Here is a 26,005-nt window from a genome sequence, read left to right as displayed (position 1 = left end):
CGCGACAGTCGGTATCCTGATTGGGCCCGGGCGAACCCGGGCCGTCCCGGCCGCTAGATGTGTCCCGCGCGCCGGACCCCCGAGATTTGAGGAGCTTGAACCATGGCCGCTGTGTGCGACATCTGCGGGAAGGGCCCCGGCTTCGGTAAGTCGGTGTCGCACTCCCACCGCCGCACCAGCCGCCGGTGGGACCCGAACGTCCAGACCGTGCACGTCGTGACGCGGCCGGGCGGCAACAAGCAGCGCCTCAACGCGTGCACGTCCTGCATCAAGGCCGGCAAGGTCGTCCGCGGCTAGTCCCGACCCGTCACATGACGACGTGGCCGGCGTCCACCGGCAGCGACACCCCGGTCACGTAGCGCGAACGCGGGCCGGCCAGCCACAGCACCGCCTCGGTGACGTCCTGGGCCTCGACCAGCGGCACGTCGGGCAGCAGCATCTGCGAGACGGCCGGATTCGGGTTCTCCAGCATCCGATTTACCACGAAGTCGTTGAGGATCATCGGCGTCGCCACGCCGCTGGGGTGCACCGAGTTCACCCGAATCTTGTGCGGCGCATAGGCGTTGGCCGCCGAGCGCATCAAGCCGACGACGCCGTGCTTGGACGCGGCGTAGGCGAACATCGCGGCGCTGCCGTCGCCGCCGCGGCCGGTGAGGCCCTGCGACGAGCTGACCAGCACCACCGATCCGCCGCGGCCCTTGGCGACGATCGAGGGCACCGTGGCCAGCAGCGTGTGCCACACGCCCTTGAGGTTGGTGTCGACGATCGTGTTGAACACCGGCTCGGAACCGGCGTCCGGGTCGCCGATCGCCACCACCCCGGCGTTGGCGACCACGATGTCGACGTCGCCCAGTGCGTCGATGCCCGCCCGCACCCCCGCCGTCAGCTGCGCCAGGTCCCGGACGTCGGCGACGACGGGGACCGCCGTGCGGCCCGCCGCGGCGACGAGGCGCACGGTCTCGTCGAGGTCGGCCCTGGTGCCCAGCGCGTACGGGATCGCCGCCACGTCGGAACAGATGTCGACCGCGATGATGTCGGCACCCTGCTCGGCCAGCGCGACGGCGTGGCTGCGGCCCTGGCCGCGCGCCGCGCCGGTGATGACGGCGACCGTGTTGTCGAACTCACCCACGGCTACACCTGCACCTTCGTGCCGGTCTCGCGCTCGGCGAAGTCCACCAGGCGCGCGGCCGTCTCGTAGTCGCAGGCCACCACCGAGCGCCCGATCAGCACCGGCCCGCCACGCAGGCCGAACCTGCCGGTCACGCCGACGAACGCGCCGGGCGACACCGGCTCGCTGATGCAGTACAGGGTGGGTGCCGCGCCCTCGTCGATGTCGTTGGCCAACCGGTCGGCCACCACCTTGACGCCCCGATGCGCCAGCGACTGCAGGCGTGAATCGCCCACGTTCGACAGGTTGGAGGCCACCCAGCCGGGATGGGTGAGCTGGGTGACCAGCGGCGACCGGGCCTCGCGCAGCCGGCGGTCCAGGTCCAGCCCCCACAGCATGACCGTGAGCTTGGACTGCGCGTAGGCGCCCAGCCGGGTCCACTTGTGCCGGCGCAGGTGCAGATCGTCGAGCCGCAGCGTCGCCGACTTGTGCGCGTCGGAGCCGACGTTGATGATCTGGCGGCGCACCTTGGGCAGCAACAGGTTGGTGAGCGCGAACGGCCCCAGCAGGTTGGTGCCCAGGGTCATCTCGAACCCGTCGACCGTTTCCGTGCGCCGGTCGGTGAGCGCCCCGGCGTTGTTGATCAGGATGTCCACCGGCTCGTCGATCTGGGCGGGGAAGGCACGCACCGACTCCAGGTCGGCGAGGTCGAGCTTGGCCACCGACGGGGCGGCGCCGCCGATCGCGGCGATCTCCGCCGCACGTTGCCGGCCCAGCTCGGTGTTGCGCACCGCCATGATCACGTGGGCCCCCGCCTTGGCCAGGGCTCGGGCGGTGCCGAGGCCGACGCCGTTCGTCGCCCCGGTCACGATGACTCGTTTGCCGGTCAAGTTGCCGAGCCGGCTCGGCGTCCAAGGTAACGTCACGGCGACTAAGAGTAATGGGCGGTTCTATGTAAGTTGGGGCTGTTCTGCCAACATGGTCTGCACACCGCACCGCAGCGGGCAGAGGAGATGGCTTGGGCATGAGTGACAGCGCGCGCGAAATCACCAACCTGATCTACCGCTACGCCGAACGACTCGACGGCGGTGACCTCGACGGAGTGGCCGCACTGTTCACGCACGGCCGCATCTGCGGCGTGGCGGACGGGCCGCCCGAGACGGTGTTCGCCGGCCCGGCGCGGGTGCGCGAGATGTACGACATGGCCACCCGCCTCTACGAGGACGGCACCCCGAAGACCAAGCACAACACCACCAACGTGCAGCTGGACATCGACGAGGCGGCGGGCACCGCGCGCAGCACGTCGTACTACTGCGTCACCCAAGCCACCCCGACGCTGCCGCTGCAGATCATCGTCACCGGGCATTACCACGACACCTTCCACCGGGTGGACGGCGCCTGGTGGTTCGACAGCCGCACCATGTTCGTCGACCAGGTCGGCGACGTCAGTCAGCATCTGAAGTTTTAGACGCGCGTGGCCCCCGCGAGCGCCGCCGAGGCGGCCTTCGAACCCGCCGCCGTGCTGGCCGACGCCCAGCGCAAGGAGGGCTTGACCGATTGGGGCCCAGGCGATTTCGAGGGCCCGCTGCGGGTTCTGCTGGACGACTACGCGCGCGCCGACCTCAGCGGCCTCAATGCCCAAGGCGTGCACATCTTGCGCTCGGGGCTGGTGCACAGCCTGCGCATGCGGCTGCGCGCGCAGGAGTGGATCCGTCGGCACCCCGAGATCCTCGACGAGCGGATCACCGCGCCGATCGTCGTCGTCGGGATGATGCGCAGCGGCACCACGCTGCTACAACGGCTGCTGGCCGCCGACGCCCGCCTGGTGTGCACGTACGGCTGGGAGGTCGTCGAGGTCGCGCCGCGCCTGGACTATCGATTCACCGACGCCCCCGACCCGCGCATCGCCATCAGCGAAGCGCGGGAAGCCAAGTCGCGCGAGCTGGCCCCGGAGTTGTTCGCCATCCACCCGATGTACGCGCGAGAGGCCGAGGAGGAGATCGTCTTCCTCGCCGACGCATTCTTGTCGCACGTGCCCGAATCCGGCGCGCACCTGCCCCGCTACCGCGCCTGGCTCGACGCGCAGGACTTCTCCCCCGCCTACGCCTACCTGCACCGGATGCTGCAGTTCCTGCAGTGGCAGAAGCGGCAACGCGGCGCGCCAATCGGCCGCTGGGTCCTGAAATCGCCGGCCCACCTGGGCTATTTGGACCTGCTGCGCGCGCAGTTCCCCGACCTGCACCTGGTGCACATGCACCGCGACCCGCGCACCACCATCGCCTCCGGGGCGAGCCTGAACGCCACGCTGCACGCCATGAACGCCGATTCGGTGGACCGGCATCGGGTGGGCGCGCAATGGCTGGCGCGGATGGGCTGGACCAACGACCGGGCGATGGCCGTGCGCGACGCCTGGGCAGACGACGAAACCCGGGTCACCGACCTCGGTTTCGACGAGGCGGTGGCCGACCCCCTCGGGCAGGTGGCCCGGGTCTACGCCGCGGTCGGGCTGGCCCTGACCGAACAGGCGGAGGCCGCGATGCGGCGCTGGCTGCGCGAGCGGCCCCGCGAGGCGCCCCGCCCGCCCTACGACCTGGCGCACCACGGCCTGCGGCCCGAGCAGGTCGACGAACGATTCTCGTTGTACAACAAGCGTTTCGAACGATACATCGGAGGAACAGCGCATGCCTGACGACCCGGTCGCGACGGCGTCCCAGCACGAGCAGGAACTGGCCGCCCTCGATCTGATCGAGCATCCCACCGTCAAGGCGGCGTACCGCGATGTGGCGGAACGGTGGCTGGGCCGCGCGAAGGCTTCCGACGCCATGCGCGAGCGGTTCGACGACGCATTCGCCGAGGTGATGTTCTCGGCGGCGATCTGGTCGTCCAACCAGGACAAGTTGCGACCGAAGGTGAGCTGCATCACCCGGCTGGCGCACCCGGTGAACGGCCGGCGCATCCCCGGATCACGTTGGGGCATCGACAATCCCGACAGCGTCTACCGGGTGATCCCGATTTCGGGCGACGAACGCTACGAGATCCACGGCCGCGTCGGCGAGCATCGCATGACCGAGAACTACTTCACGCTCTGGGACGCGCACATGGGCACCGTCGCCGTGCTCAACGGGCGCACCATGGCGGTGGACTCCGACGGCGGTTACACGATCACCGTCGACGCCGATCCCGCCAACGGCCGGCCCAACCACGTACAGACCACGGCTCAGGCCCACGAGTTCTACATCCGCGACGTCCTGCTGGACTGGGGCCGTGACGACGCCAATCACATCGAGGTACGGCGGCTCGGCGGGGCGCCGGCGACCCCCGCCCGCACCCGCGACGAGCAGGCCGAGGCGACCGCGGCCATGATGGCGTACTTCGCGGACTTCACCGGCAAACTCAGCCACGGCGTCTACAAGATGCCGGCCAACCATTTCGACCTCGCCTGGTCGGCGGACAAGGTCGGCGCCATGCGCAACCAGGTGTACGTGTTGGGGCGCGTCGACCTCGAACCCGACGAGGCGTTCGTGGTGGACCTCGACGACGGGGGCGCCGAATACTTCACCGTCCCGCTGAGCAACGTCTGGGGCACCACGCTGGACATCGTCGACCGCACCGGCAGCCTCAACAAGGCGCAATCGGTGCGGGGCGACGACGGCACCTACACCTACGTGATCTCGCCGACCGATCCCGGCGTCGCGAATTGGATCGACTCCGACGGCCTGCGGGAAGCCATCTTGACGCTGCGAATGGCCGAGTTCGGCGAGGCGGGCCCGCGCGAGGGCCTGGGCGCGCGCGGCCGGGTGGTCAAGCTGGACCGGCTCGACGCCGAGGTCCCGCACCTGCCGCGGGTGACCGCGCAGCAACGGGCGACCGAACTGGCCGAGCGCCGAGCGGCGTATCTGCGGCGCCTGCCGGAAGGGACGGCCTGAGATGTCGCGATGGCTCATCACCGGCTGCTCGACCGGCTTCGGCCGCGAACTCGCCCGCGCCGCATTGCAAGCCGGGCACAGCGTGGTGGTCACCGCGCGGCGGGCCGAGGCGGTACGCGACTTCGTCGACGAGTTCGGTGACCGGGCGGTCGCGGTGGCGCTCGACGTCACCGATGCCGGCCAGATCGCCGGCGCCGTCGCGGCGGCCGAGCAGGCGTACGGCGGCATCGACGTCCTGGTCAACAACGCCGGCCACGGCTACCTGTCGGCCGTCGAGGAAGGCGAAGACGCCGAGGTTCGAAAGCTGTTCGACGTCAACTACTTCGGTGCCGTCGACATGATCAAGGCGGTGCTGCCCGCCATGCGCGCCCGCGGCTCGGGGCACATCGTCAACATCTCGTCGATGACGGGACTGGTGGCCAACCCGCCCAACGCGTACTACTCCTCGACCAAGTTCGCGCTGGAGGCGGTGTCCGAGGCGCTGGCCGCCGAGGTGCGCCCGCTGGGCATCAAGGTCACCGCGATCGAGCCGGGCGCCTTTCGCACCGATTGGGCCAGCAGGTCCATGAAGGAGTCCGGCACCCCGATCGCCGACTACGCCGACGTCAAGGCGCGCAAGGACCTGATCAAGCAGTTCGCCGACCACCTGCCCGGCGACCCGCGCAAGGTGGCCGAGGCGGTGCTGCTGGTGACCACTCTCGACGAGCCGCCGCTGCGGCTGCTGCTGGGACGCGACGTGCTCAAGGCGATGCGCGACAAGATCGCCGCGCTCTCGGCGTCCATCGACGAATGGGAAACCGTCACCAAGAACGTGAACTTCGAGGGCGGCTAGCCGTCAGGGCAGCCGCCAATCGATCGGCTCCGCGCCCAGCTCGGTCAGCAACTGGTTGGCCCGGCTGAACGGGCGCGACCCGAAGAACCCGCGCGACGCCGACAGCGGCGACGGGTGGGGTGACTCGATCGCCACGCAATTCCCCTCGGCCAGAATCGGTTTCAGGGTGGACGCGTCGCGGCCCCACAGGATCGCCACCAGCGGCTGCGAGCGGGCGGTCAGGGCGCGGATGGCGCACTCGGTGACCGCCTCCCAGCCCTTGCCGCGGTGCGAGGCGGGCGCGCTCGGCCGCACCGTGAGCACCCTGTTGAGCAGCAGCACGCCGCGCTGCGCCCAGGGCGTCAGGTCGCCGCTCGACGGCGTCGGGTGACCCAGGTCGGCGGTGTACTCGGTGAAGATGTTGGCCAGGCTGCGGGGCACGGGCCGCACCTCCGGCGCCACCGAGAAACTCAGCCCCACCGCGTGTCCCGGCGTGGGGTACGGGTCCTGGCCCACGATCAACACCCGGACCTCGTCGAAGGGAAAGGTGAACGCGCGCAACACGTTCGGGCCCGCCGGCAGGTAGCGGCGCCCGGCCGCGACCTCGGCGCGCAGAAACTGTCCCAGCTGGGCCACCTGGTCGGCCACCGGCGCCAGCGCCGCCGCCCAGCCCCGCTCGACGAGTTCGTCCAGCGGCCGGGCCGTCACCGCGGCCCCGCCTCGATCGGGGTGACAATCACCGCGCCACCCTACTGGTAGGACTGCCAGCCGGCGTATCCGTCCCACTCCCGGTCGTCGACCAGCACGCCCGCCGGCCCGTCGACGACCCGCCCGATCTCGCGCCAGCCGGGCGGCGCGGCGCCGGCGAAACACGCCACCAGCGCGTGGTCCTCGCCGCCGCCCAGCACCCACGCCCACGGGTCGGCGCCGGTCGCGGCCGCGGCCGCGGCAACGGCCTCCCGGTCGGCGGCCAGCGCCGCCGTCGACAGGTGCAGCGCCACGCCGGACGCCTCGGCGACGTGCCGCAGGTCGGCGACCAGGCCGTCGGAGACGTCGATCATCGCCTGCGCGCCCGCGGCCGCCGCCACCGCGCCCTGACCGTAGGGCGGCTCGGGCACCAGGTGCCGGCGGCGTAACTCCTCGAAGCCATCGATACCCTCGATACCATCGATACCGTTGTCCCACAACGCGAATCCGGCCGCCGAGCGGCCCAGCTCGCCGGCGACGGCGAGCACAGAACCGTCCGTCGCGCCCGAGCGCGGCACCGGCGCGCGGCCGTCCAGCTCGCCGAGCACCGTCACCGCGACCACCCACTGCGGGCAGCCGACCAGGTCCCCGCCGGCGATGCCGGCGCCCACCCGCTGCGCCTCGTCCCACATGCCGTCGACCAGGGCGTCGACGTCGGCCACCGCCGTGTCGCCGGGCGCGCCGAAGCCGACCACGAAGGCCGTTGGGCGCCCGCCCATCGCCTCGATGTCAGCGGCGTTCTGGGCGATGGCCTTGCGGCCGACGTCGTGGGGCGCCGACCAGTCCAGCCGGAAATGCCGGTCCTGCACCAGCATGTCGGTCGACACCAGGACCCGGCCGGCACCGGCGGACACCAGCGCCGCGTCGTCGCCCGGCCCGAGCAGCACGGCGGGCGGCTGGCGGCGGCCCCGCACCAGCCCCTCGATGACGCCGAACTCGCCGGCCTGCCGCAGGGTCGGCGCGTCGCCCGAGTCGTCCTGCACGCCACCTCCTTCGAGCCCGTCGAGCCCGTCGCGGGGCGCGGCCGCCCGCCCGGCCTGCGGTACGTTGGACCCCTGCCGATACGGGCGGACCGCGCCAGTCTAGAAGACGGTCGCGCGAACGGGAGGGCGGTGATGGGCGATTCGGACGCCGACGCGGGGCCGCCCCGCGCGGCCATCATCGCCGCGGTGGTGCTGGCCCTCGTCGCCGTCGGTGTCGTGCTGGCCGTCGCGGCGACCCGGGAGGCGCCCCCGCAGCCGGTCGCCGTGGCCGACGTCCCGGCGCCGCAGGCCGACGACGCCGCCTGCCAGGCGCTGACCGGGGCGCTGCCGCAACGGCTCGGCGACTACCAGCGCGCGGCCGTCGCCCAGCCCGCGCCGCACGGCGTGGCCGCCTGGCGGGCGGGCCAGGACCGTGACCCCGTGGTGCTGCGCTGCGGGCTCGAGCGCCCGGCCGAATTTGTGGTCGGCTCCCCGATCCAGGTCGTCGACCGGGTGCAGTGGTTCCAGGTGCGTTCCGAACAGCAATCCGCCGGTGACGTCGGCAGGGCCACCTGGTACACGGTGGATCGCCCGGTGTACGTGGCGCTCACCCTGCCGTCGGGCTCGGGCCCCACGCCCATTCAGCAGCTCTCCGAGGTGATCGACCACAGCATCGCCGCCGTGCCGATCAACCCGGCCCCGGCGCGCTGAGCGGCTAGCTAGCGCAGCCCCACCCCGCGCGCCAGCGCCGTCTCCACCATGGTCGCCAGCAGCGTGGGATAGTCGACACCGCTGGCCGCCCACATGCGGGGGTACATCGAGATCGTGGTGAAGCCGGGCATCGTGTTGATCTCGTTGAGGACGGGCCCGTCCTCGGTGAGGAAGAAGTCGACGCGGGCCAGCCCCTGGCAGTCGACCGCCGTGAACGCGCGGATCGCGAGTTGCCGCACGCTGGCGGCTATATCGTCGTCCACCTTGGCCGGGACGTCCAATTCGGCTGCGTCGTCGAGGTATTTGGTCGCGAAGTCGTAGAACGAGTCCTCGCGGCCGCGGACGCCGGCCACCCGGATTTCCCCCACCGTGCTGGCTTCGATTGCGCCGTCGGGCATTTCGAGGACGCCGCACTCCAGCTCGCGGCCGACGATCGCCGCCTCGACGATGACCTTGGGGTCGTGCCGCCGCGCGTGGGTGATGGCATCGTCGAGCTGGTCCCAGCCGGTGACCCGGCTGACGCCGATCGACGAGCCGCCGCGGGCCGGCTTAACGAAGACCGGCAATCCCAGCCGCTCGCGCTCCTCGGCCCGCAGCGTGGCCCGCGTCGGGCGCAGCACCGCGTACGGGCCCACGGGCAACCCCTCGGCGGCGAACAGCTTCTTGGTGAACTCCTTGTCCATGCCGGCGGCGCTGGCCAGCACGCCGGCGCCGACGTAGGGCACCCCGGCCAGTTCGAGCAGGCCCTGCACGGTGCCGTCCTCCCCATAGGGGCCGTGCAGCACCGGGAACACCACGTCGACCGACGCCAGCACCTCGCCGGCGCCGCCGCTCAGCGAGACCAGTTGGCCGCTGCGCCGCGGGTCGGCGGGCAACGCCAGCTCGGTGCCCGAGTCGGAACTCACCTCGGGCAGCCGCCGATCGGTGATCGCCAGCGCCGCCGGGTCACCGTCGGTGAGCACCCACGACCCCTGCGGGGTGATGCCGATCGGGACCACGTCGAACCGCTCCGGATCGAGGTTGCGCAGGATGCTGCCCGCGGACACACACGAGATGGCGTGCTCGTTGCTGCGGCCCCCGAAGACGACGGCGACGCGCACCCGCTCACCCGGGGTCCCCGGGCGCGGCGTCGGCCGGTCGCTGGCAGTCACAATGTCAAGAGGCTACCGGGTCAGTCATTCCGGCTTGGTGCTGCGGCCCAGCAGCAGCGCCATCGCCTCGTCCACCGACAACCCCTTGTGGCAGACCCGGTGCACGGCGTCGGTGAGCGGCATCTCGACGTCGTAACTGGACGCCAGCGCCAGCACCGACTCGCACGACGTCACGCCCTCGACGACGTGCCCGTCGCCGCCGTCGGGGCTGCCCCGCAGGATCGAGCCGACGGTCTCGCCCCGCCCGAGCCGCTCACCGAACGAGCGGTTGCGCGAGTGCGGCGACGTGCAGGTGGCCACCAGGTCCCCCACGCCGGCCAGCCCGGCCAGGGTCGCGCCCTTGGCGCCCAGCGCGATCCCCAGCCGCATGATCTCCGCGAGGCCGCGGGTGATGATCGCCGCGGCGGTGTTCTCGCCGAGGCCCACCCCCACCGCCATGCCGCAGGCCAGCGCGATGACGTTCTTGCACGCCCCGCCGATCTCGGTGCCCACGACGTCGCTGTTGGTGTACGGGCGGAAGTAACCGCTGTTGAGCATCCGCTGCAGGGCAACCGCCCGCCCGGAGTCGTTGGACGCCACCACCGTCGCCGCCGGCTGGCACAGGGCGATCTCGCTGGCCAGGTTGGGCCCCGAGATCACCGCCACGTGCCCGGGGTCGACGCCGGTCACCGATACGATGACCTGGCTCATCCGCATCAGGGTGCCCAGCTCGATGCCCTTGGCCAGGCTCACCAGCGTCGCGCCGTCGCGCAGTAGCGGTGCCCAGCCCTCCAGGTTGCCCCGCAGCGTCTGCGCCGGCACGCCCAACAACACGGTGGTGGCGCCGGCCAGGGCCTCCTCGGGGTCGGCGGTGGCGCGGATGCCCGCCGGCAGCGGCGTGCCCGGCAGATAGTCCGGGTTGTATCGGGTCTCGTTGATGCGCTCGGCGATGTCGGCGCGGCGTGCCCACAGCTTCACCCCGGTCTCTGGGCCGCCCGCGTCGGCGAGCACCTTGGCCAGCGCCGTGCCCCACGCCCCGGCACCCATGACCGCGACGGCGCCTCGCGAACTCGTCATCCAGCACCCCCGGTCGTCGGCCGAAATCCGCACGCGGCACGTGCGGCCGCTACACCCTAGATCAGCGCCGACGGGGCCGTCACGCGAGTGCGCGGGGCGCGGTTCGCGCGCGCGGCGCCGCTGGCAGGATGACGTGCATGAGCGGCACGCGCACCGACGGCGCGGGACACGGCCCCGAAGCGGGCACCCGAGATGTCGCCCTCGTCATCGCCGTCAAGCGGTTGTCCGCGGCCAAGACCCGGCTGGCCCCGGTGTTCCCGGCACCCGCCCGCGAGGCTGTCGTGCTGGCCATGCTGATCGACACCGTCACCGCCGCGCGGGGCGCGCGCGGGGTCGGCTCGATCACCGTCATCACCCCCGACGACGCCGCGGCCGCCGCGGCCACCGAGCTGGGCGCCGCGGTGCTGGCCGACCCGACGCCCGCCGGGCATCCCGACCCGCTGAACAACGCGCTCACCAGTGCGGAGAGCGCGCTGCGCGGCTCTTATGCCAATATCGTTGCGCTGCAAGGGGATTTACCCGCGTTGCAGTCCCAGGAGCTGGGCGAGGCGATCGCCGCCGCGCGCCACCACCGGCGCAGCTTCGTCGCCGACCGGACGGCCACGGGAACCGCGGCGCTGTTCGCGTTCGGCGGCCCGCTGGATCCCCGGTTCGGCGCGGATTCGGCGGCACGGCACCGCCGTTCGGGCGCCATCGAGCTGACCGGCGCCTGGCCCGGGCTGCGCTGCGACGTCGACACCTCGGCCGACCTGGCGGCCGCGCGCCGCCTGGGCGTGGGCGCGGCGACCGCGCGGGCCGTCGCGCGGCACTGAGCGCGGCGACGCGAGGCAAGCTGTCTTGCCGGTGAACGTCGGCCCAACGGCGAATGGATGTCCGCCGTGAGCTAGCAGGGCCGCCGCGTCATCTGCAACGATCGCAGGGTGACTGAAACCGAAGCGCAGGCGCGACCCGAAGAGAACGTGTGGCATGCAGGCGACTCGGCCGTCGGCGCACCACCGGCCGCCACCCCGGCCGCGCTCACCGACCTGCCGGAAGACCGTTACCTGAACCGGGAATTGAGCTGGCTGGACTTCAACGCCCGCGTGCTGGCGCTCGCCGACGACAACTCGCTGCCGCTGCTGGAGCGGGCCAAGTTCTTGGCGATCTTCGCCTCCAATCTCGACGAGTTCTACATGGTGCGCGTCGCCGGGCTCAAGCGCCGCGACGAGATGGGGTTGTCGGTGCGGTCCGCCGACGGCCTGACCCCGCGCGAGCAGCTGGCCCTCATCGGTGAGCAGACACAGCACATCGCCACGCGGCACGGCCGGGTGTTCCTCGACTCCGTCCGTCCGGCGCTGGCCGAAGAGGGCATCCACATCGTCACGTGGACCGACCTCAACGACGACGAGCGCGACGAACTCTCCCGGTACTTCATCGAACAGGTCTTCCCGGTGTTGACGCCGCTGGCCGTCGACCCCGCGCACCCCTTCCCGTTCGTCAGCGGCTTGAGCCTCAACCTCGCCGTGACGGTGCGGCAGCCCGAGGACGGCAGCCAGCACTTCGCCCGGGTGAAGGTGCCCAACAACGTCGATCGTTTCGTCGAGCTCACGAACCAGTCCGAGGACGGTGAAGGGCCGACCATCATCCGGTACCTGCCGATGGAGGAGCTCATCGCGGCGTTCCTGCCGGATCTGTTCCCGGGCATGGAGGTCGTCGAGCACCACGCGTTCCGCATCACCCGCAACGCCGACTACGAGGTCGAAGAGGACCGCGACGAGGACCTGTTGCAGGCGCTGGAAAGGGAGTTGGCGCGCAGGCGATTCGGCTCGCCGGTGCGGCTCGAGATCGCCGACGACATGACCGAGAACATGCTCGAGTTGCTGCTGCGCGAACTCGACGTGCACCCCGGCGACGTCATCGAGGTGCCGGGGTTGTTGGACCTGTCGTCGCTGTGGCAGATCTACGGCGTCGACCGGCCCGCGCTGAAGGACCCGGCCTTCGTCCCGGCGACCAGTCCCGCGTTCGTCGACCGGGAGACTCCGCGGAGCATCTTCGCGACGCTGCGCGAAGGCGATGTGCTACTGCATCATCCGTACGAATCGTTCTCCACCAGCGTGCAGCGCTTCATCGAGCTGGCCGCCGCCGATCCCAACGTGCTGGCGATCAAGCAGACGCTGTACCGCACGTCCGGTGATTCGCCGATCGTGCGGGCGCTCATTGCCGCCGCCGAGGCGGGCAAGCAGGTCGTGGCCCTGGTGGAGATCAAGGCGCGCTTCGACGAGCAGGCCAACATCCGGTGGGCCCGCACGCTGGAGCAGGCGGGCGTGCACGTCGTTTACGGCTATGTCGGCCTCAAGACGCACTGCAAGACCTGCCTCGTAGTGCGCCGCGAAGGGTCGGCCATCCGGCGCTACTGCCACATCGGGACGGGTAACTACAACGGCAAGACGGCGCGGCTTTACGAGGACGTCGGCCTGCTCACCGCCTCGCCCGAGATCGGTGCGGACCTGACGGACCTGTTCAATTCGCTGACCGGCTATTCGCGCAAGGTGGCGTACCGGAATCTGTTGGTGGCGCCGCACGGCATCCGCACCGGCATCATCGAACGCGTCGAGCGTGAGATCGCCGCCCACGGCGAGCACGGCGGCGGACGGATCCGGATGAAGATGAACGCCCTCGTCGACGAGCAGGTGATCGACGCGCTGTACCGCGCCTCGCGCGCCGGCGTGCGGGTCGAGGTGGTGGTCCGCGGCATCTGCGCGCTGCGCCCCGGCGCGGAAGGCTTCTCGGAGAACATCGCGGTCCGCTCGATTCTCGGCCGCTTCCTGGAACACTCGCGGATCATGCATTTCACATGCCAGAACGAATTCTGGATCGGTAGCGCCGACATGATGCACCGCAACCTCGACCGTCGCGTCGAGGCGCTGGTTCAGGTCAAGGATCCGCGGCTGACGCCCTACCTGAACGACTTGTTCGAGTCCGCCCTCGATCCCTCGACGCGGTGCTGGGAGCTCGGTCCCGACGGCCAGTGGATCGCGTCGCCGCAGGCGGGTCATTCGGTGCGGGATCACCAAGTATCTTTGATGGAGCGGCACCGCACTCCCTAGCGCTGCGTGGTGTTTTCGGGAGGCCTTTTGGCCGCACCACGATTGTGCGTGCGGCCGGAACCGAATTGATCTGCAGGAGTTGAGGTGCCGTCTCAGAACTCGTCCGCCGCGCGGCGCTCGGGAAGCCGGATCGTCTACGCCGCGGGCGCGGTGTTGTGGCGGCCGGCCGGTGACGCGACGACCGAAGCCGACCTCGAGTTCGCCGTGATCCACCGGCCGCGCTACGACGACTGGTCGCTGCCCAAGGGCAAGGTGGACCCGGGCGAGACCGCCCCGGTGGCCGCGGTGCGCGAGGTGCTGGAAGAGACCGGCCAGCACGCCATCCTGGGCCGGCGCCTGGACAAGGTGAGCTACCCGATCGATCAGGGCGTCAAGAAGGTCTATTACTGGGCGGCGCGCAGCGCCGGCGGAGAGTTCACGCCGAACAAGGAAGTCGACGAGTTGGTCTGGCTGCCGGTCGACGACGCGCTGGGCAAACTGACCTATTCGCACGACCGAAAGTTGTTGCGGCAGTTCGGCAAAAAGCCCGCCGACACGCGCACCGTGCTGGTGGTCCGGCACGCGACGGCCGGCCGCAAGTCACGCTTTTCCGGCGACGACGCCAAGCGACCGCTGGACAAGCGGGGGCGCGCGCAGGCCGAGGCGCTGGTGGCGCAACTGCTGTCGTTCGGCGCCAGCGAGGTCTACGCGGCGGACCGGGTCCGCTGCCACCAGACCGTGGAGCCGCTCGCGGAGGAGCTGGGCGTGACGGTGCACAACGAGCCCGCCCTCACCGAGGAGGCGTACGCGAAAAGCCCGAAACGCGCGCGACACCGGATGCTGGAAATCGCTGAGACAGCAGGCACGCCGGTGGTCTGCTCGCAGGGCAAGGTGATCCCAAACCTTATCGAGTGGTGGTGCGAACGCGACGGCGTGCGCCCCGACAAGGCCCGCAACCACAAGGGCAGCACCTGGGTGCTGTCGCTGTCCGGCGGCCGCCTGGTGGCGGCGGACCACATCGGCGGGGCGCTGGCCGCCAACGTGCGGGCTTAGGGCCCGGCTTCACCTCGGCGGCGCATCGGCCGCCAACGTGCTGGCTGCACACACGAATACCCTTCGGGGGCACCACTGCCGCCCGAAGGGTATTCGCGTCTGGTTATTCGCCCGCGCTACTTGCGGCCACGACGCGTGGTCGTGGCGGCGGTCTTCTTGGCGGGAGCCTTCTTGGCCGGAGCCTTGGTTGCAGCCTTGGTCGCCGTCTTCTTCGCCGGGGCCTTGGTCGCGGTCTTCTTGGCCGGGGCGGCCTTGGTCGCCGTCTTCTTGGCCGGGGTGGCCTTGGTCACGGTCTTCTTGGCCGGGGTGGCCTTGGTCGCCGTCTTCTTGGCCGGAGCCTTGGTTGCGGCCTTCTTGGCCGGAGCCTTGGTCGCGGTCTTCTTGGCGGCGGCGGTGCTGGTGGTCTTCTTCGCCGGCGCCTTCTTGGCGGCGGTCTTCTTGGCCGCGCCGGTCGCCACCACGCCACGCTTGACGGCGGGGCCTTCCGACGGGAGGCGCTGTGCGCCAGAGACAACCGCTTTGAATTGCGCGCCGGGACGGAACGCCGGGACGGACGTCGGCCTTACCTTCACCGTTTCACCGGTCCGCGGATTCCGGGCGACGCGCGCCGCGCGGCGCCGCTGCTCGAACACACCGAAGCCGGTAATGGTGACGCTGTCGCCCTTGTGTACCGCACGCACAATGGTGTCGACAACGTTCTCGACCGCAGCGGTCGCCTGCCGACGGTCCGTGTTCAACTTCTGTGTGAGCACATCAATGAGCTCTGCCTTATTCATCAATCCCTCCGACGCTAGTGGTCCTCGATTTTGAACCGACTAGTGGACACGGTAAACCCTCACCCAGCAAATTTCCAAGAGCCACGCGCAATTTCAGAGCAATGCGGGCTTCGTTTTCGCAATCCGGTTGCCGCCCTTGACCGGTGGAGGGACCCGAAAAGCGCGTCGGTTAGTCAGGCGAGGCAACCGATATTTTTGCCCCCGCCGGGCGGTTAGGCGCTGGGCACGGTGCGCGGTTTCCAGTCCGGATACGCCGCTTCGAACGACTCGATTTTGTCGAGTTTCCGCAGCGTAAGGCCGATATCGTCGAGTCCTTCCAGCAGCCGCCAGGCGGTGTGGTCGTCAATCGTGAACGGCAGCACCGTCGTTCCCGCGGTGATAATTCGATCTTGAAGATTGGCAGTGATTTCCAGGCCCGGGCTCTGTTCGATCAGCTTCCAGAGAAGTTCGACACCATCTTGAGAAACTTCGGCGGCCAACAGCCCCGCCTTGCCGGCGTTGCCCCGGAAAATGTCACCGAACCGAGACGAGATGACCACCCGGAAGCCGTAGTCCATCAGCGCCCACACCGCGTGCTCGCGCGACGAGCCGGTCCCGAAATCGGGCCCCGCCACCAGCACTGACCCCCGGTCAAAGGGACTGAGGTTGAGGATGAATGACGGGTCGGACCGCCAGCTGGCGAACAGCCCGTCCTCAAATCCGGTTCGGGTCACCCGTTTCAGGTAGACCGCCGGAATGATCTGATCGGTATCCACATTGGACCGGCGCAGCGGCACACCGATACCGGTGTGGGTCACAAATGCTTCCATGCTCATTCCTTCCGTGACGATCCGTCAGCTCAAATCAGCGGGAGCGGAAAGCGTGCCGCGAACCGCCGTGGCGGCGGCCACCGCCGGAGAAACCAGGTGCGTGCGGCCGCCCTTGCCCTGGCGCCCTTCGAAGTTGCGGTTCGACGTGGCCGCGCACCGCTCCCCCGGCGCGAGCTGATCGGGATTCATTCCCAAGCACATCGAGCAGCCGGCCTGGCGCCATTCGGCGCCGGCGGCGGTGAAAACCTCGCCCAGACCTTCGGCTTCGGCCTCAGCGCGCACCCGCATGGAGCCGGGCACGACGAGCATCCGCACGCCCGGCGCGATTTTGCGGCCGCGCAGCACGTCGGCGACCACCCGCAGATCCTCGATGCGGCCGTTGGTGCACGAGCCCACGAATACGGTGTCGACCGCAATGTCTCGCATCGGCATACCCGGTTGAAGGCCCATGTATGCCAAGGCTTTCTCGGCGGCCTGCCGCTCGCCGTCGTCGGCCATCAGCTCCGGATCCGGCACGGCCGCGGACAGCGGCACGCCCTGGCCGGGGTTGGTGCCCCACGTCACGAAGGGGCTCAGCGAGGCGGCGTCCAGATACACCTCGGTGTCGAAAACGGCGCCGGCATCGGTATGCAACTGCTGCCAGTACGCCATGGCCGCGTCCCACTGCGCGCCCGTCGGCGCGTGCGGCCGGCCGCGCAGGAACGCGTAGGTGGTCTCGTCCGGGGCCACCATGCCCGCGCGGGCGCCGGCCTCGATGCTCATGTTGCAGACCGTCATGCGGCCCTCCATCGACAGCGATTCGATGGCGCTGCCGCGATATTCGATGACGTGGCCCTGACCGCCGCCCGTGCCGATCTTGGCGATCAGCGCCAAGATGATGTCCTTGGCCGTCGCGCCGGCGGGCAGTTCCCCGTCGACGTTGACCGCCATCGTCTTGAAACGGCGCAGCGGCAGCGTCTGGGTCGCCAAGACGTGCTCGACCTCCGAGGTGCCGATACCCATCGCCAGCGCCCCGAAGGCGCCGTGCGTGGACGTGTGGCTGTCGCCACAGACGACGGTCATGCCCGGTTGCGTCAGGCCCAATTGCGGCCCGACGACGTGCACGATGCCCTGCTCGATGTTGCCCATAGGGTAGAGGCGCACGCCGAACTCGGCGCAGTTCCGCCGCAGGGTGTCGACCTGGGTGCGCGACACCGGGTCCGCGATGGGTTTGTCGATGTCCAGGGTGGGAACGTTGTGGTCCTCGGTGGCCAGCGTCAGGTCCGGGCGCCGCACCGGGCGCCCGGCCAACCGCAGCCCGTCGAACGCCTGCGGGCTGGTGACCTCGTGCACCAGGTGCAGGTCGATGTAGATCAGGTCGGGCTCGGCGTCCCCGCCCGCCGCCACAACGTGGTCCTCCCAGACTTTTTCGGCCAGGGTGCGCGGCCCGCGGGCCGAGCTGCCGTCAGAATTCATCGCAACCGCCTCTATTCACCTCGCCAGCGGCTCGCCAGACCGAATGGGCTGTTGATCTCAGAATGCGAGACGCTAGTATCTCCTTGTGAGACAGCATAGCGGCATCGGCGTCTTGGACAAAGCGGTCGGTGTTCTGCACACCGTCGCCCAATCACCCTGCGGGTTGGCGGAACTGTGCGAACGGACCGCGCTGCCGAGGGCCACCGCCTACCGGCTGGCCGCGGCGCTGGAGGTGCATCGCCTGCTGGCGCGCGACGACGAGGGGCGCTGGCGGTTGGGACCCGCGGTCACCGAACTGGCGGCGCACGTCAACGACCCCCTGCTGGCCGCCAGCGCGTCGGTGTTGCCGCTGCTGCGCGAGACCACCGGGGAAAGCGTGCAGCTCTATCGCCGGGAGGGCACCGACCGGGTCTGCGTGGCGGCCCTGGAACCCGCTGCGGGGCTTCGCGATACGGTTCCGGTCGGTGCGCGCCTGCCGATGACGGCGGGGTCGGGGGCCAAAGTGCTTCTGGCCCATAGCGACGCCGCCACCCAGAAGGCCGTTCTGCCCGCGGCGAAATTCACTGAGCGAACGCTGGCCGAGGTGCGCCGCCGCGGCTGGGCGCAGAGCGTGGCAGAACGCGAGCCCGGGGTGGCCAGCGTGTCGGCGCCGGTGCGCGACGGTCGCGGCACCGTCATCGCCGCCATCTCGGTGTCCGGCCCCGTCGACCGAATCGGCCGGCGACCAGGAGCGCGCTGGGCCGCCGACCTGTTGTCGGCGGCCGAGGCGCTCACCCGCCGCCTCTAGCCGCGACGCGCCGGATTTTCCTCGCCCGCTGGTCAACCGCGTCGCCGGGGCTGACAGACTGACCGCCATGGGAACCAATCAGCGCGCGAGCATCGTGATGTCCTCCGACGAGGTCGCCGATTTCGTCGAGAAGAGCCGCACCGGAACGCTGGCCACCGTCGGCCCCGACGGTCAGCCGCACCTTACGGCGATGTGGTACGCCGTCGTCGACGGTGAGATCTGGCTCGAGACCAAGGCGAAGTCGCAGAAGGCGGTCAACCTCGGCCGCGACCCGCGGGTGAGCTTCCTCATCGAGGACGGCGACACCTACGACACGTTGCGCGGGGTGTCCTTCGAGGGCGTCGCCGAGATCGTCGACGACCCCGACGTGGCGCACCGGGTCGGCGTCAGCGTGTGGGAGCGCTACACGGGGCCCTACACCGACGACATGAAGCCGTTCGTCGAGCAGATGATGAACAAGCGGGTCTGTGTGCGGATCGTGGCGCGGCGGGCGCGTTCGTGGGATCACCGCAAACTCGGTTTGCAGCCCATGCCGGTGGGCGGATCCACCGCCCCGGCGGCGAAGGGGACCGGGCAGTAAGCGCCGGTCCGCGCGATTGCTTTGTAGCCCCGATGGGATTCGAACCCACGCTACCGCCGTGAGAGGGCGGCGTCCTAGGCCGCTAGACGACGGGGCCAGACACGATCCATAGACGATCCGGAGAGCCAGCATAGCTCACGCCCCGAAGTGCACCTAATCGCTTGCGCAGAAGCGATTTTGCTGGGGTACCAGGACTCGAACCTAGAATGGCTGAACCAGAATCAGCTGTGTTGCCAATTACACCATACCCCATCGGCTGCCTAAAACCGCTGGTCAGAGCCCCCGCCGCCCCCTGATGGGGGTCCGTCGGGCCGCGCCGCAGCCGTCGTCGGCCTTTCTCGAGCCGCAGAGCAGACTATCAAAGACTCCGACGACCTCGCGCATGCCCGGTCCCGGCTCGGTCATCCGATGGTGTCGCGTGCGGCTCGAAGCCGCCGCAGGCTGCGGTCGCGGCCCAGCAGCTCCAGCGACTCGAACAACGGCGGGCTGATCGTGGTACCCGTGGCGGCGACCCGGATCGGGCCGAATGCCTTGCGAGGTTTGAGGCCCAGCGTGTCGATCAGGGCCGCCTTGAGTACGGCCTCGATGCCCGCCGCCGCCCACTCGCCCACGCCGTCCAGCGCGGCCAGCGCGGCGTCGAGCACCGCAGCGCCGTCGGGCCCCAGCTCCTTGCCGGCGGCCTTCGGGTCGATCGAGTACTCGTCGTCGTTGAGGAACTTCAGCAGGTCCCAGGCGTCGCCGAGCACCACGATGCGGGTCTGCACCAGTTCGGCGGCGACGGCGAAATCGGCCTCGTCGAGACCCACCCGGTGGCCGTGCGCCGCAAAGTAATCGCGGAGCCGGGCGGTGAAGTCGTCGACCGCCAGCATCCGGATGTGCTCGCCGTTGAGGGCGTCCGCCTTCTTCTGGTCGAACCGCGCCGGGTTGGAGTTGACGTCGACCACGTCGAAGGCGGCCACCATCTCGTCGAGGCTGAACAGGTCGTGATCATCGGCGATCGCCCAGCCCAGCAGCGCAAGGTAATTGAGCAACCCCTCGGGGATGAAGCCGCGGTCGCGGTGGGCGAACAGGTTCGACTGGGGATCCCGCTTGGACAGCTTCTTGGTGCCCTCCCCCAATACCGTTGGCAGGTGCGCGAACTGCGGGACGCGCTCGGCGATCCCGATGCGGATCAGCGCCTCGTACAGCGCGATCTGGCGAGGCGTCGAGGGCAGCAGATCCTCGCCCCGCAGGACGTGTGTGATCTTCATCAACGCGTCGTCGACCGGGTTGACCAAGGTGTACAACGGTTCCCCGGTCCCGCGGGTCAACGCGAAATCGGGCACGCTGCCGCCGGCGAACGTGGTGGTGCCGCGCACCAGGTCGTCCCAGGAGATGTCCGCGTCGGGCATCCGCAGCCGCACCACGGGCTGCCGGCCCTCGGCCAGGAAGGCGGCGCGCTGCGAATCGGTGAGCTGCCGGTCGAAATTGTCGTAGCCCAGCTTCGGGTTGCGGCCGGCCGCGATGTGGCGCGCCTCGACCTCCTCCGGCGTGGAGAACGCGTAGTACGCCTCCCCCGCCTCGACCAGCCTCGCCACCACGTCGCGGTAAACGTCGGTGCGCAGCGACTGCCGGTACGGCCCGTAGGGCCCGCCGACCTCCGGCCCCTCGTCCCAGTCCAGCCCGAGCCAGCGCAGCGCGTCGAGCAGCGCCAGGTAGCTCTCCTCGCTGTCGCGCTGCGCGTCGGTGTCCTCTATCCGAAATACGAAGGTGCCGCCCGTGTGTCGGGCATACGCCCAGTTGAACAGGGCGGTGCGGACCATCCCGACGTGCGGCGTGCCGGTCGGCGACGGGCAGAACCGCACCCGCACCGCGTCGGGGTGCGCCGCCGTCATGAGTTGCCTTTGCGGACCACGGGATTGGACAGCGTCCCGATTCCCTCGATGGTGATGGAGACGGTGTCGCCGTCCTCGATGGGACCCACCCCGGCCGGGGTGCCGGTGAGGATGAGGTCACCGGGCAGCAGGGTCATGACGGCCGAAATCCATTCGACGATCGCGCCGATGTCGTGGATCAGCAGCGACGTGCGGCTGTCCTGCTTGACCTCTCCGTTGACCTCGGTGCGCAGCGCGAGGTCGCCCGGGTCCAGCGGCGCCAGGTCGGTGACGATCCACGGGCCGACCGGGCAGAAGGTGTCGTGCCCCTTGGCCCGGGTCCATTGCCCATCGGACTTCTGCTGATCGCGCGCCGACACGTCGTTGCCGATGGTGTAGCCCAGGATGTTGTCGGCGGCCTGGGCGGCCGAGACGTCCTTGCAGGGCTTGCCGATCACCACGGCCAGCTCGCCCTCGTAGTGCACGGGTGATGCGTTGGCCGGCAACCGGATCGGCACGTTGGGCCCGACGATGGCGGTGTTGGGTTTGAGGAAGATCACCGGGTCCGCGGGTGCGGGGCCGGTGAGCTCGCTCATCTCCGCGATGTGGTCGGCGTAGTTCTTGCCGACGCACACCACCTTGCTGGCGAGGATGGGGGCCAGCAGCCGGACATCGGCCAACGGCCAGGAGCGGCCGGTGAAGTTCGGCGTGCCGAACGGGTGCTCGGCGATCTCGCGGGCGATCATCGCGGTGGGGTCGTCGAGTTCGCCGTCGATGCTGACGAAGGCGACACCGTCGGGACTGGCGATTCGACCAAGGCGCATTTGGGTGAGCCTACTAACAAGGGCTGGCCGGCGGCGCAGCCGGTCGCCGGCCCGGCCGCCACCGCAGCGGTCTCACCAGCGTCTTTATCGGCATATGCCAGCATGGGGAATGCAGACGGACACGACGGCCAAGCGTGAACTCGGCGCGGCGGCGCGCTGGTCGATTCTGGCCGTCTCGTTGCTGGCGACGGCCAGCTCCTTCCTTTTCATCAACGGGATCGCTTTTCTGATCCCCTCGCTGCAGAGCACCCGCGGCATCCGCCTCGACGAGGCCGGCCTGCTGTCCTCCATGCCCAGCTGGGGCATGGTGGTCACGCTCGTGGCGTGGGGCTACATCCTGGACCGGGTGGGCGAGCGGGTGGTGCTGGCCGTCGGTTCGGCGCTGACCGCGGCGGCCGCCTACGCCGCGTCGTCGGCGCACTCGATGGTGCTGATCGCCGTGTACCTGTTCCTCGGCGGCATGGCCGCCGCCAGCTGCAACACGGCGGGCGGGCGGCTGGTGTCGGCGTGGTTCCCGCCGGAGCGGCGCGGCCTGGCGATGGGAATCCGCCAGACCGCCCAGCCGCTGGGAATCGCATTGGGCGCGTTGGTCATTCCGGAGCTCGCCGAGCATGAGGCGGGCGCGGGGCTGCAATTCGTGGCGTTGGCGTGCGGGCTGGGGGCGGTGGCCAGCGCCATCGGCGTCGTCGACCCGCCGCGCAAACCCCGGGAGAAGGCCAGCGATACCGAGCTCGCCAGCCCCTATCGAGGGTCGTTGACCCTGTGGCGGATTCACGCCGTGGCGGGGCTGATGATGGTGCCGCAGACCGTGACCGTCACCTTCATGCTGGTCTGGCTCATTCGCAACCTGCACTGGTCGGTCGCGGCGGCCGGGGGCCTGGTGACGCTGTCGCAGCTGCTGGGGGCGCTCGGGCGAATTGCGGTGGGGCGGTGGTCGGATCGGATCGGCTCGCGGATGCAGCCCGTCCGCCTCATCGCCTTGTTGGCGGCCGTCACCCTGTTGCTGCTGGCGTGGGCGGACTTCCTGGATTCGCGGTATCAGGCTCCGCTGATGGTGGCGATCACGGTGATCGCGGCACTGGACAACGGGTTGGAGGCCACGGCGATCACCGAATTCGCCGGACCGTTCTGGAGCGGGCGCGCGTTGGGCTTTCAGAACACCACGCAACGGGTCATGGCCGCGAGCGGCCCCCCGCTGTTCGGCGCGCTGATCACCGCGGCGAAATACCCGACGGCGTGGATATTGTGCGCCGTCTTTCCGTTGGCGGCGGCGCCGCTGGTGCCGACGCGGCTGCTGCCGCCCGGCCTGGAGACTAGAGCGCGGCGGCAATCCGTTCGCCGACTTCGCTGGTGGCGAGCCGTGCGTTCCCACGCGCTGCCAGATAGGTCTCGACGGCCCGATCCACCCGCGCCGCGGCGGCGTCCTCGCCCAGATGAGCGAGCAGCAGCGCCACCGACATGATCGCCGCGGTGGGATCCGCGACGCCCTGACCCGCAATGTCGGGCGCGCTGCCGTGCACCGGCTCGAACATCGACGGGTTGGTGCGGGTGGCGTCGATGTTGCCGCTGGCGGCCAACCCGATTCCGCCGCTGACCGCCGCGGCCAGGTCGGTGATGATGTCGCCGAACAGGTTGTCGGTGACGATCACGTCGAACCGGCCTGGGTCGGTGACGAGGAAAATCGTTGCGGCGTCAATGTGTTGATACGCCACCTCGACATCGGGGTAATCCTGGCCCACCTCGGCGACCACCCGCGCCCACAGCTTGCCGGCGAACGTCAGCACATTGGTCTTGTGCACCAGGGTCAGGTGCTTGCGCCGGCGCCGGGCCCGCTCGAACGCGTCGGCGACCACGCGACGCACCCCGAACGCGGTGTTCAGGCTGACCTCCGTGGCCACCTCGTGCGGCGTCCCGGCGCGGATCGCGCCGCCGGTCCCGGTGTAGGGGCCCTCGGTGCCCTCGCGCACCACGACGAAATCGATGGCGGGGTCACCGGCCAGCGGGCTGCGCACCCCGGGGTAGAGCCGGGCGGGCCGCAGGTTGACGTGGTGGTCCAGCTCGAACCGCAAGCGCAGCAACAGGCCTCGCTCCAGCACGCCGCTGGGCACCGACGGGTCGCCGATCGCCCCCAGCAGGATGGCGTCGTGCTCGCGCAGCTCGGCCACCACCGAGTCCGGCAGCAGCTCGCCGGTGGCGTGGTAGCGCCGGGCGCCCAGGTCGTATTCGGTCTTGTGCACACCGGGCAGCACCGCGTCGAGGATGTCGAGCGCCTGCGCCGTGACTTCCGGACCGATGCCGTCGCCGCCGATCACCGCGAGTTTCACGTCAGGTCAACCACTTCCAGCTTGTTGGCGCCGACCGCCGAGGAGATCTCGGCGCGCACGTCGGCGGGGACGTCGCGGTCGAGCCGCAACAGGATCGTCGCGCCGGGCCCCTCGGCGTCCTCGGACAGCTGCGCGGCCTGGATGTTGACCCCGGCCGCGCCCAGCAGCGTGCCGATCTTGCCCAGCGCGCCCGGCTGGTCGACGTAGTTGATCACCAGGTTGGTGCCGCGGGCGCGCAGGTCGAAGTTGCGGCCGTTGATCTGGACGATCTTCTCGACGAGCTGTGGGCCGGACAGGGCGCCGGCGACGTTGACGGCGGTGCCGTTGTGCGCCACCGCGCGAACGTCGACGACGCTGCGGTGGTTGGGGCTCTCGGAGGCCTTGGTGAGTTCCGCGGTGACGCCGCGCTCCTCGGCCAGCGACGGCGCGTTGACGAATGTGACCGGGCCCTCCACGACGGCCGAGAACAGGCCGCGCAGCGCCGAAAGTTTAAGCACTTCAACGTCTTCGGAAGCCAGCTCGCCACGCACCTGTACGGTGACCGACACCGGGGGCCCGTCGGACAGGGTGGCGGCCAGGACGCCGAGCTTGCGCACCAGATCCAGCCACGGCGCGACCTCCTCGTTGACCACGCCACCGCCGACGTTGACCGCGTCCGGCACGAATTCCCCGGCCAGGGCCAGCTTCACGCTCGCGGCGACGTCGGTGCCCGCCCGATCCTGCGCCTCGGAGGTCGACGCGCCCAGGTGCGGGGTCACCACCACCTGCGGCAGGTCGAACAGGGGGCTGTCGGTGCACGGTTCCTTGGCGTAGACGTCGATGCCGGCGGCGCGCACGTGGCCGCTGGTGACCGCCTCGGCCAATGCCTCCTCGTTCACCAGCCCACCCCGGGCGGCGTTGACGATGATGACGCCGGGCTTGGTCTTGGCCAGGGCGTCTTTGTCGATCAGCCCGGCGGTCTCCGGCGTCTTGGGCAGGTGCACGGAGATGAAGTCGGCGCGGGCGAGCAACTCGTCGAGCGACAGCAGCTCGATGCCCAGCTGCGCGGCGCGGGCCGGCGACACGTAGGGGTCGTACGCGACGAGGTGGGTGCCGAACGCGGTCAACCGCTGGGCGACGAGTTGCCCGATGCGGCCCAGCCCCACCACGCCAACGGTCTTGCCGAAGATCTCGGTGCCGTTGAACGACGACCGCTTCCAGGTGTGCTCGCGCAGCGAGGCGTCGGCGGCCGGGATCTGACGGGCCGCGGCCAGCAGCAGCGCCAGGGCGTGCTCGGCGGCGCTGTGGATGTTCGACGTCGGGGCGTTGACCACCAACACACCGCGTTCGGTGGCGGCGGCCACGTCGACGTTGTCCAGCCCCACTCCGGCGCGGGCGACGATCTTGAGTTTGGTGGCGGCGGCCAGCACCTCGGCGTCCACGGTGGTGGCCGAGCGGACCAGCAGCGCGTCCGCCTCCGGCACCGCGGCCAGCAGCTTCTCGCGGTCGGGTCCGTCCACCCACCGGACCTCCACCTGGTCTCCCAGCGCGGCGACGGTCGATTGTGCGAGCTTGTCGGCGATCAATACAACAGGCAGGGTCACCCGGCCAGCCTATCGGCTGGCGTTGACGGCTCGACGGCAGCGGGGGGCACGGGCGGACCGCCCGGCGCCCGCGGGGCCCACCACAGGCGCCCCACGCGTCCCGTTCCTGAGGTAACCGGGTAAGTGCCCGCCTCACAGCGACAACGGCTCGGCCGCGCGCCGATGGGAGGCCGAACGCGGCGGTGGCTCGGCGCGGGCGGCGCGGCGCGGCGGCGATGGCTCGGCGCGGGCGGCGCCATCGTAGGGCCGGGGAGGTCGCGGGCGTAGTGGACCGGTCGGGAAGTGGTTGGCGAAGTGCCCGCCTCGTAGCGACAAACCCCCGCCCGCCGCCCGCGCCGCCCCCCTCGGGCCGCCCCCGCCGCCTCGCCCGCGCCGACCGTCGCCGCCCGCGCCGAGGTGCGGGTGCGCCCCGTCGCCGAAACCC

General features: G+C 70.3%; 24 protein-coding genes, 2 tRNA genes and 2 pseudogenes. 12 read left to right on the top strand and 16 right to left on the bottom strand.

Going from position 1 to position 26,005, the window contains the following annotated elements; translation table 11 throughout:
- The first annotated feature begins 102 nt into the window (after positions 1 to 102).
- Entirely contained in the window at positions 103 to 297 is a 195-nt protein-coding gene (rpmB, locus tag A5700_RS15655) for a 50S ribosomal protein L28 (protein ID WP_067749870.1), read from the top strand.
- 10 nt (positions 298 to 307) lie between these two features.
- On the opposite strand, the gene A5700_RS15650 is transcribed toward rpmB, so the two are convergent.
- Entirely contained in the window at positions 308 to 1,129 is an 822-nt protein-coding gene (locus tag A5700_RS15650) for a mycofactocin-coupled SDR family oxidoreductase (protein WP_068072031.1), read from the bottom strand.
- A gap of 2 nt (positions 1,130 to 1,131) precedes the next feature.
- On the bottom strand, positions 1,132 to 2,034 hold the full coding sequence (locus A5700_RS15645; RefSeq protein ID WP_068072034.1) for an SDR family NAD(P)-dependent oxidoreductase: 903 nt from the start codon (positions 2,032 to 2,034) through the stop codon (positions 1,132 to 1,134).
- A gap of 98 nt (positions 2,035 to 2,132) precedes the next feature.
- Between A5700_RS15645 and A5700_RS15640 the strand changes: the two genes are divergently transcribed.
- Genes A5700_RS15640 through A5700_RS15625 form a run of 4 tightly spaced genes read left to right on the top strand, consistent with a single transcriptional unit; the run spans position 2,133 to position 5,866 of the window.
- On the top strand, positions 2,133 to 2,576 hold the full coding sequence (locus A5700_RS15640) for a nuclear transport factor 2 family protein (protein WP_068072036.1): 444 nt from the start codon (positions 2,133 to 2,135) through the stop codon (positions 2,574 to 2,576).
- A gap of 6 nt (positions 2,577 to 2,582) precedes the next feature.
- Positions 2,583 to 3,797: a sulfotransferase gene (locus A5700_RS15635; RefSeq protein WP_068072039.1), complete on the top strand. Its 1,215-nt coding sequence runs from the start codon at positions 2,583 to 2,585 to the stop codon at positions 3,795 to 3,797.
- Positions 3,790 to 5,034, top strand: coding sequence for a hypothetical protein (locus A5700_RS15630; RefSeq protein ID WP_068072043.1), 1,245 nt, complete (start codon positions 3,790 to 3,792; stop codon positions 5,032 to 5,034). The genes A5700_RS15635 and A5700_RS15630 overlap by 8 nt, the downstream gene beginning before the upstream one ends.
- Before the next feature lies 1 nt (position 5,035).
- Positions 5,036 to 5,866, top strand: coding sequence for an oxidoreductase (locus A5700_RS15625; protein WP_068072045.1), 831 nt, complete (start codon positions 5,036 to 5,038; stop codon positions 5,864 to 5,866).
- A gap of 3 nt (positions 5,867 to 5,869) precedes the next feature.
- On the opposite strand, the gene A5700_RS15620 is transcribed toward A5700_RS15625, so the two are convergent.
- Complete coding sequence (locus A5700_RS15620; protein WP_068072050.1) at positions 5,870 to 6,553, bottom strand: uracil-DNA glycosylase; 684 nt, start codon at positions 6,551 to 6,553, stop codon at positions 5,870 to 5,872.
- Between the two features lie 41 nt (positions 6,554 to 6,594).
- Positions 6,595 to 7,575 carry a thiamine-phosphate kinase gene (locus tag A5700_RS15615; RefSeq protein WP_068204832.1) on the bottom strand — a complete coding sequence of 327 codons (981 nt, stop codon included), beginning with the start codon at positions 7,573 to 7,575 and terminating at the stop codon, positions 6,595 to 6,597.
- Positions 7,576 to 7,707: 132 nt separating this feature from the next.
- Here A5700_RS15615 and A5700_RS15610 point away from each other — a divergent pair, with 132 nt between their 5' ends.
- Positions 7,708 to 8,265, top strand: a complete 558-nt coding sequence (locus tag A5700_RS15610) for a DUF3515 domain-containing protein (protein ID WP_068072054.1) — start codon at positions 7,708 to 7,710, stop codon at positions 8,263 to 8,265.
- An 8-nt stretch (positions 8,266 to 8,273) separates the two neighbouring features.
- Here the strand turns inward: A5700_RS15610 and A5700_RS15605 are convergent, their stop codons facing one another.
- Both A5700_RS15605 and A5700_RS15600 read right to left on the bottom strand, forming a co-directional pair.
- Positions 8,274 to 9,416 (bottom strand): D-alanine--D-alanine ligase family protein, encoded by a 1,143-nt coding sequence (locus A5700_RS15605; protein ID WP_068072055.1) that lies wholly within the window; start codon positions 9,414 to 9,416, stop codon positions 8,274 to 8,276.
- 24 nt (positions 9,417 to 9,440) lie between these two features.
- Positions 9,441 to 10,472: an NAD(P)H-dependent glycerol-3-phosphate dehydrogenase gene (locus A5700_RS15600; protein ID WP_068072080.1), complete on the bottom strand. Its 1,032-nt coding sequence runs from the start codon at positions 10,470 to 10,472 to the stop codon at positions 9,441 to 9,443.
- Positions 10,473 to 10,609: 137 nt separating this feature from the next.
- On the opposite strand from A5700_RS15600, the gene cofC reads away from it, so the two are divergent.
- The 3 genes from cofC to A5700_RS15585 all read left to right on the top strand — a co-directional run bounded on the left by cofC (position 10,610) and on the right by A5700_RS15585 (position 14,590).
- Positions 10,610 to 11,284 carry a 2-phospho-L-lactate guanylyltransferase gene (gene cofC / locus A5700_RS15595; protein ID WP_068072056.1) on the top strand — a complete coding sequence of 225 codons (675 nt, stop codon included), beginning with the start codon at positions 10,610 to 10,612 and terminating at the stop codon, positions 11,282 to 11,284.
- A gap of 90 nt (positions 11,285 to 11,374) precedes the next feature.
- Positions 11,375 to 13,558, top strand: coding sequence for an RNA degradosome polyphosphate kinase (locus tag A5700_RS15590; protein ID WP_068072058.1), 2,184 nt, complete (start codon positions 11,375 to 11,377; stop codon positions 13,556 to 13,558).
- Positions 13,559 to 13,642: 84 nt separating this feature from the next.
- Entirely contained in the window at positions 13,643 to 14,590 is a 948-nt protein-coding gene (locus A5700_RS15585; protein WP_068072060.1) for an NUDIX hydrolase, read from the top strand.
- 116 nt (positions 14,591 to 14,706) lie between these two features.
- Here A5700_RS15585 and A5700_RS15580 read toward each other — a convergent pair whose 3' ends face one another.
- From A5700_RS15580 to leuC, 3 genes are all read right to left on the bottom strand, one after another.
- Positions 14,707 to 15,366 carry an HU family DNA-binding protein gene (locus tag A5700_RS15580; RefSeq protein WP_068072062.1) on the bottom strand — a complete coding sequence of 220 codons (660 nt, stop codon included), beginning with the start codon at positions 15,364 to 15,366 and terminating at the stop codon, positions 14,707 to 14,709.
- Between the two features lie 212 nt (positions 15,367 to 15,578).
- Complete coding sequence (gene leuD / locus A5700_RS15575; RefSeq protein ID WP_068072064.1) at positions 15,579 to 16,175, bottom strand: 3-isopropylmalate dehydratase small subunit; 597 nt, start codon at positions 16,173 to 16,175, stop codon at positions 15,579 to 15,581.
- A gap of 24 nt (positions 16,176 to 16,199) precedes the next feature.
- Complete coding sequence (gene leuC / locus A5700_RS15570; protein WP_068072066.1) at positions 16,200 to 17,630, bottom strand: 3-isopropylmalate dehydratase large subunit; 1,431 nt, start codon at positions 17,628 to 17,630, stop codon at positions 16,200 to 16,202.
- Positions 17,631 to 17,715: 85 nt separating this feature from the next.
- Here leuC and A5700_RS15565 point away from each other — a divergent pair, with 85 nt between their 5' ends.
- The gene (locus A5700_RS15565) at positions 17,716 to 18,417 is read left to right on the top strand and encodes an IclR family transcriptional regulator (RefSeq protein ID WP_068072067.1); all 702 of its coding nucleotides are present in this window, start codon (positions 17,716 to 17,718) and stop codon (positions 18,415 to 18,417) included.
- A gap of 67 nt (positions 18,418 to 18,484) precedes the next feature.
- On the top strand, positions 18,485 to 18,997 hold the full coding sequence (locus tag A5700_RS15560; protein ID WP_068072069.1) for a pyridoxamine 5'-phosphate oxidase family protein: 513 nt from the start codon (positions 18,485 to 18,487) through the stop codon (positions 18,995 to 18,997).
- A gap of 24 nt (positions 18,998 to 19,021) precedes the next feature.
- Here the strand turns inward: A5700_RS15560 and A5700_RS15555 are convergent.
- From A5700_RS15555 to A5700_RS15540, 4 genes are all read right to left on the bottom strand, one after another.
- A tRNA-Glu gene (locus A5700_RS15555) sits at positions 19,022 to 19,094 on the bottom strand.
- A gap of 83 nt (positions 19,095 to 19,177) precedes the next feature.
- Positions 19,178 to 19,249, bottom strand: a tRNA-Gln gene (locus A5700_RS15550).
- Between the two features lie 149 nt (positions 19,250 to 19,398).
- Positions 19,399 to 20,871 carry a glutamate--tRNA ligase gene (gene gltX / locus A5700_RS15545; RefSeq protein WP_082960576.1) on the bottom strand — a complete coding sequence of 491 codons (1,473 nt, stop codon included), beginning with the start codon at positions 20,869 to 20,871 and terminating at the stop codon, positions 19,399 to 19,401.
- A complete protein-coding gene (locus A5700_RS15540) occupies positions 20,868 to 21,674 on the bottom strand; it encodes a fumarylacetoacetate hydrolase family protein (protein ID WP_068072071.1) in 807 nt (268 codons plus the stop codon). The genes gltX and A5700_RS15540 overlap by 4 nt, the downstream gene beginning before the upstream one ends.
- On the opposite strand from A5700_RS15540, the pseudogene A5700_RS25425 reads away from it, so the two are divergent.
- Positions 21,625 to 22,854, top strand: a pseudogene (locus A5700_RS25425) (MFS transporter); the annotation flags it as partial. The gene A5700_RS15540 and the pseudogene A5700_RS25425 sit on opposite strands and share 50 nt — an antisense overlap.
- Before the next feature lie 133 nt (positions 22,855 to 22,987).
- Here A5700_RS25425 and A5700_RS15520 read toward each other — a convergent pair.
- From A5700_RS15520 to A5700_RS27020, 3 genes and pseudogenes are all read right to left on the bottom strand, one after another.
- Positions 22,988 to 23,998, bottom strand: a complete 1,011-nt coding sequence (locus A5700_RS15520) for a 3-isopropylmalate dehydrogenase (RefSeq protein WP_068070381.1) — start codon at positions 23,996 to 23,998, stop codon at positions 22,988 to 22,990.
- Entirely contained in the window at positions 23,995 to 25,581 is a 1,587-nt protein-coding gene (gene serA / locus A5700_RS15515) for a phosphoglycerate dehydrogenase (RefSeq protein WP_068070380.1), read from the bottom strand. The genes A5700_RS15520 and serA overlap by 4 nt, the downstream gene beginning before the upstream one ends.
- A 132-nt stretch (positions 25,582 to 25,713) precedes the next feature.
- Positions 25,714 to 26,005 (bottom strand): annotated as a pseudogene (locus A5700_RS27020) (hypothetical protein); the annotation flags it as partial.

Source organism: Mycobacterium sp. E1214 (genome assembly GCF_001666755.1).
GTDB lineage: Bacteria > Actinomycetota > Actinomycetes > Mycobacteriales > Mycobacteriaceae > Mycobacterium.
This window is presented reverse-complemented; position numbering and strand designations above follow the sequence as displayed.